This is a genomic window from Pseudonocardia bannensis (genome assembly GCF_012911875.1).
Classification (GTDB): domain Bacteria; phylum Actinomycetota; class Actinomycetes; order Mycobacteriales; family Pseudonocardiaceae; genus Pseudonocardia; species Pseudonocardia bannensis.
In genome coordinates this window covers 1-5,807 of the sequence record NZ_JAAXKZ010000200.1, presented here as the reverse complement: position 1 = coordinate 5,807, position 5,807 = coordinate 1, and the positions used below count along the sequence as shown (strand labels likewise).

The 5,807-nt window shown below is 73.7% G+C and carries 5 protein-coding genes; 4 read left to right on the top strand and 1 reads right to left on the bottom strand.

What is annotated here, in order from left to right; translation table 11 throughout:
- Positions 1-91: 91 nt before the first annotated feature.
- Both HF519_RS29015 and HF519_RS29010 read left to right on the top strand, forming a co-directional pair.
- Positions 92-616 carry a gamma carbonic anhydrase family protein gene (locus HF519_RS29015; RefSeq protein ID WP_169416163.1) on the top strand — a complete coding sequence of 175 codons (525 nt, stop codon included), beginning with the start codon at positions 92-94 and terminating at the stop codon, positions 614-616.
- Positions 617-619: 3 nt separating this feature from the next.
- Complete coding sequence (locus tag HF519_RS29010; RefSeq protein WP_169416162.1) at positions 620-1,297, top strand: uracil-DNA glycosylase; 678 nt, start codon at positions 620-622, stop codon at positions 1,295-1,297.
- 187 nt (positions 1,298-1,484) lie between these two features.
- On the opposite strand, the gene rpmB is transcribed toward HF519_RS29010, so the two are convergent.
- Complete coding sequence (gene rpmB, locus HF519_RS29005; RefSeq protein ID WP_169416161.1) at positions 1,485-1,676, bottom strand: 50S ribosomal protein L28; 192 nt, start codon at positions 1,674-1,676, stop codon at positions 1,485-1,487.
- Between the two features lie 123 nt (positions 1,677-1,799).
- Here rpmB and HF519_RS29000 point away from each other — a divergent pair, with 123 nt between their 5' ends.
- Positions 1,800-3,557, top strand: coding sequence for a DAK2 domain-containing protein (locus HF519_RS29000; RefSeq protein WP_169416160.1), 1,758 nt, complete (start codon positions 1,800-1,802; stop codon positions 3,555-3,557).
- A gap of 14 nt (positions 3,558-3,571) precedes the next feature.
- Positions 3,572-5,779 (top strand): ATP-dependent DNA helicase RecG, encoded by a 2,208-nt coding sequence (locus tag HF519_RS28995; RefSeq protein ID WP_169416159.1) that lies wholly within the window; start codon positions 3,572-3,574, stop codon positions 5,777-5,779.
- The last annotated feature ends 28 nt before the right edge of the window (positions 5,780-5,807 follow it).

Genomic DNA, 5,807 nt, shown 5'->3' with positions numbered 1-5,807 from the left:
GAGCGGACGCCATGAGCGCAGCCGACGGTGCCGTCCCGACCACACCGGCCCCGCTACGGTGACCATAGCCGTGACCAGGAGGTGCGCAGCAGTGGCGATCTACGCCCTGGGTGACGTCGAGCCCGATATCCATCCCGACGCCTACGTGCACCCGGACGCCGTGGTGATCGGAAACGTGCGGCTCGGTGCCGAGGCCTCGGTGTGGCCGACGGCCGTGCTGCGCGGTGACGACGGGTACATCGAGGTCGGCGCCCGCACGAGCGTGCAGGACGGCACGATCGTGCACTGCACGGCGACCCAGGCGACGATCATCGGTGCGGACTGCACCGTGGGGCACAACGTGCACATCGAGGGCGCCACGATCGCCGACCGCTGCCTGATCTCGTCGGGCTCCGTGGTGCTCAACGGCGCGACGATCGAGTACGGATCGGTCGTCGCGGCCGGCGCGGTCGTCTCGCCGAAGGCCCACATCCCGGCGCGCAGCATGGCCCTGGGGGTCCCGGCCCGGGTGCGCGAGGGCTACGAGGTCCCGGAGGGCGCATTCGACTACGCCGTGCAGTCCTACATCCAGCGCGGCAGACGATTCCGCGCCGAACTGCGGCTACTGGAGCGCTGAACCATGGCCAAACCGCTGAGCGAGGTCGTCGAGGCGGGCTGGGCACGGGCCCTCGAGCCGGTGGCCCCGGTGATCTCGGAGATGGGTGACTTCCTGCGCGCCGAACTGGCCGCCGGGCGCCGGTACCTGCCTGCCGGGTCGAACATCCTGCGCGCGTTCACCCAGCCGTTCTCCGACGTCCGGGTGATCATCGTCGGGCAGGACCCGTATCCCACGCCCGGGCACGCGGTCGGGCTGTCGTTCTCGGTGGCGCCGGAGACCCGGCCGCTGCCGCGCTCGCTGGCCAACATCTTCCGCGAGTACAGCGAGGACCTGGGCTACCCGGCACCCGCGACCGGCGACCTGACGCCATGGACGCGCCAGGGCGTGCTGCTGCTGAACAGGGTGCTCACGGTCGAGCCCGGGCAGCCCGGCTCGCACCGGGACAAGGGCTGGGAGGCGGTCACCGAGCAGGCGATCCGCGCACTGGTCGACCGCGACTCCGACCCGCTGGTCGCGATCCTGTGGGGCCGGGACGCGCGCAACCTCGCGCCGCTGCTCACGGACGTCCCGCTGATCGAGTCGGCGCACCCCAGCCCGATGTCGGCCGACCGCGGGTTCTTCGGTTCCCGCCCGTTCAGCCGGGCCAACGAGCTGCTCGCCGAGATCGGCGGCGATCCGGTGGACTGGAAGCTTCCGTGATCCATCTCGCACCGCGCGGGCCCTGGGCTCGCGCGGTGCGCGTCACGGCGCGGCCGTGACGGCGCCCCATCGGCCGAGCCGCGACGGAACCAGGGCACAGGTCAGGGCCGGCGCGTCGTACGCGCCGGCCCTGACCGGGACTTCGGGTGCGCTCGGCTCCCGTGCCGTCGATCCTGCGAGCAGGATCTCAGGCGCGGGCGACCTTGCCGGCCTTGAGGCAGGAGGTGCACACGTTCATCCGCTGGCGGTTCCCGCCGTTCTGACGGGCCCGAACGGTCTGGATGTTCGGGTTCCAGCGGCGGTTGGTACGGCGGTGCGAGTGCGAGACGGACATGCCGAAGCCCGGACCCTTGCCGCAGACGTCGCAGACGGCAGCCACGTCGGACACTCCTCGGGGTAGACGAACAAGCAGATAGCCGGGGCGCGGGGCCCCGGGCAGTGCGTCCAGGGTACCCAGGCCGTCCGGCGCACTCCAAACCGGCCGGTCGCTACCCTCGGCGCCGTGCCCCGGATCCTCGATGCCGTGCTGCTCAGACAGTGGACGGCGGCGTCGACGGCGGCGCTGGAACGGCACCGCGCGGAGATCGACCGGATCAACGTCTTCCCCGTCCCGGACGGCGATACCGGGACGAACCTGCTGCTGACCATGCGCGCCGCCGGCGACGGGCTGCGCCGGGGACTGCGGGAACTGGGCGGCAGGAGCGGCACGGCGAACGGGTCCGGGGCCGTCGGCCCAGCGGAGGGGTCCGCCGTGACGGCCGCCGCCGCGCTGGCCCGCGGCGCGCTGATGGGGGCTCGTGGCAACTCCGGGGTCATCCTGTCGCAGGTCCTGCGCGGGATCTCCGAAGCGCTGGCCGAGGCGTGCGCGACGAACGGCGCCGAGCCGGACGGGTCCGTGCTGCGCGCGGCGCTGGAACGGGCCGACCGGCTGGCCTCCGCCGCCGTCGCCCAGCCGCTGGAGGGCACCGTGCTCTCGGTGTTGCGGGCCGCGGCGCGGGCCGCGGCGCAGTGTGCGTCGGACCGGCTCGACGAGGTCGCGGTCGTCGCCGCGGACGCCGCCGGGATCGCCCTGCGGTACACCACCGCCCAGCTGCCCGCGCTGGCCCGGGCCGAGGTGGTCGACGCCGGTGGGTTCGGCCTGGTGGTGATCCTCGACGCCCTCGTCGAGGTGCTCACCGGCCGGATCCCGGTGGCCCGGCCGACCGAGTCCGGGGCTGGACCGGCGGCGGGCGGGCGGCCGGTGCGCGGGCGCGACGCGCTGACCGCCGACCGGGAGAGCGGATCCGCCGAGTTCGACTACGAGGTCATGTACCTGCTCGACGGCAGCGACACCGCCCGGATCGACCGGTTGCGCGCCGAGCTGCTCACGATCGGCGACTCCGTGGCCGTGGTCGGCGACGGCGCCCCGGACGGCGCCGGGTTGTGGAACGTCCACGTGCACTGCACCGACATCGGGGCGGCGCTGGAGGCCGGGATCGGCGCGGGGCGGCCGCATCGGATCACCGTGATGCGGTTCGCCGACCAGGTCGGCGACGGCATCTACGGCACCGACGGCATCGACGCCGCCGGGGAGGTGGCCGGCGGCGGACGTTTCGTCCGGCGCCGGGCGGTGGTGATGCTCGTCGCCGGCCCGCAGACCGCCGAGCTCGCCCGCGACGCCGGGGCGGACGTGCTGGAGCACCCGGCCGACCGCCCGCCCGCCGACGACGAGCTGGCCGCGGCGCTGGCCGGCACCCGCGCCCGGCACGTCGTCCTGCTGCCGAACGACCCGGACCTGACGCCGGTCGCCGAGCGGGCCGCGTCCGCCGCACGCCGCGACGGCCAGGAGGTGGTCGTCGTCCCGACCGCGTCCGTGCTGCAGGGCTTGTCCGCGCTGGCCGTGCACGACCCGGGCCGGCGGTCCGGCGACGACGTGGTCGCGATGGCCGAGGCGGCGGCCGGCACCCGCACGGGCGGGTTGCTCGTCGCCGAGTCCGAGGCCCTGACCTGGGTGGGGCGCTGCTCGCCCGGCGACGTCCTCGGGCTCTCGGACGGCGAGGTCGTCCTGATCGCACCCGACCTGGCTGTCGGTGCCCTCTGGTTGGCTCACCGCATGCTGACCCCGGGCGGGGAGCTGGTGACCGCACTGCTGGGCGCCGACGCCGACGACGAGCTGGGCGAGCGGCTCGCGGACGACCTGCGACGCACCCATCCCGAGGTCGACGTGCTGGTGTACCGGGGCGGTCAGACCGACTACCCCTTGGTGCTGGGTGTCGAATGAGCAGAGATGAGGGCATGAGCGGTATCGATCTGGACACTCCGCTCCTGGGACCGCTGGGCAAGAAGGCGGCCGACGCGCTCGCCGCGAAGCTCGACCTGCACACGGTCGGTGACCTCGTGCGGCACTACCCGCGCCGCTACGTCGACCGAGGCAAGCTCACCGACATCGCGGGACTGGAGATGGGTGAGCACGCCACCGTCGTGGCGCAGGTCTCCAAGGCGACGCTGCGGGACATGCGGTCGCGGCGCGGCAAGCTGCTGTCGGTCATGATCAGGGACGAGCGTGGACGGGAGCTCAACTGCACGTTCTTCAACGGGCACAAGCTCCAGAACCTGCTCACGCCGGGCAAGCGGGCCCTGTTCTCGGGCAAGGTCTCGATGTACGGCAAGCAGTTGCAGCTCACCCACCCGGAGTTCGAGCCACTGGAGGAGGGCGAGGACATCCGGCCGTTCGTGTCGGTCTACCCGGCCGCTGACAAGCTGCCGTCGTGGGACATCGCGCGCTGCGTGCGGATCGTGCTCGACCAGCTCGACGACCCGACCGACCCGCTGCCCGTCGAGATCCGCCGCGCCCAGGGGCTCCCCGAGCTGGGCCGGGCGCTGCGCCGGATCCACCTGCCCGAGACCGAGGCCGACTTCCACGCCGCCCGGGCGCGGTTGGTGTGGGACGAGGCGCTGGGGGTGCAGCTCGCGCTCGCGCTGCGCCGGCAGCGGGCCGTGCAGCGTCCGGCGGCGGCCAGCCCGCGCAAACCCGGCGGTCTGCTCGACGCGTTCGACGCCGCGCTTCCGTTCGCGCTGACCGCCGGCCAGCGAGAGGTCGGCGAGGAGATCGCCGCGGATCTCGCCCGCGAGCACCCGATGAACCGGCTCGTGCAGGGCGACGTGGGTGCGGGCAAGACCGTCGTGGCGCTGCGGGCGATGCTGCAGGTCGTCGACGGTGGGCGGCAGGCTGCGATGCTCGCGCCCACCGAGGTGCTCGCCGCGCAGCACGCCCGCTCGCTGCGCGCGATGCTCGGCGCGCTGGGCCGGGCGGGGGAGCTCGACGCCGCCGAGCAGGCCACGAAGATCGCCCTGCTCACGGGCTCACTGCCGGCCGCCGCGCGGCGGCAGGCGATGCTCGACGCCCAGTCCGGTGAGGCCGGGATCATCGTCGGGACGCACGCGCTGATCCAGGACAAGGTGGGGTTCGCCGATCTCGGGCTGGTGGTGGTCGACGAGCAGCACCGGTTCGGTGTGGAGCAGCGCGACGCGCTGCGCGGCCGCGGGGAGCGGACCCCGCACCTGCTGGTCATGACCGCGACGCCCATCCCGCGGACCGTCGCGATGACCGTCTACGGCGACCTCGAGGTCTCGGCCCTGCGCGAGCTGCCCAAGGGGCGCTCGCCGATCGCGACGACCGTGGTGCCGGCGGGCGAGAAGCCCTCCTGGCTGCAGCGGGTGTGGCAGCGGATCCACGAGGAGGTCGCCGAGGGCCACCAGGTCTACATCGTGTGCCCGCGGGTGGGCGGCGCCACCGGCAAGAAGGGGGCCGCCGACACCGACGACGCCGACCTGATCGACCTCGAGGATCCCGACATCGGCGCCGACTCCGACGACGGTTCGCAGCGCCGTGCGCCGCTCGCGGTGCTCGAGGTGGCGCCGGGGCTCGCCGAGGGTCCGCTGCAAGGCCTGCGGCTGGGCGTCCTGCACGGCAAGCTGCCGCCGGACGAGAAGGACACCGTGATGCGGGCCTTCGAGGCCGGTGAGCTCGACGTGCTGGTTGCGACCACGGTGATCGAGGTCGGGGTCGACGTCCCGAACTCCACGGGCATGGTGATCCTCGACGCGGACCGGTTCGGGCTGTCCCAGTTGCACCAGTTGCGCGGGCGGGTCGGCCGGGGCTCCGCGCCGGGTGTGTGTCTGCTGGTCACCGATATGCCGTCGGGGACCACGGCCCGGGAGCGCCTCGACGCCGTGGCCGGCACGACCGACGGATTCGAGCTGGCGAAGCTGGATCTCGAACTGCGCCGCGAGGGCGACGTGCTGGGGTCGATGCAGTCCGGCCGGCGCTCGGGGCTGCGGCTGCTGTCGCTGTTGCGCCACGAGAAGGTCATCTCCACGGCACGTGCGTACGCCGCGGAGATCGTGGCGCGCGACCCGGAGCTCGCCGGACACCCCGGGCTCATGGCGCTGGTGGACGAGGTCGTCGGCGAGGAGCAGGCCGAGTACCTCGAAAAGGTCTGACCCCGCCGCCCCACACCTCGCACCACCC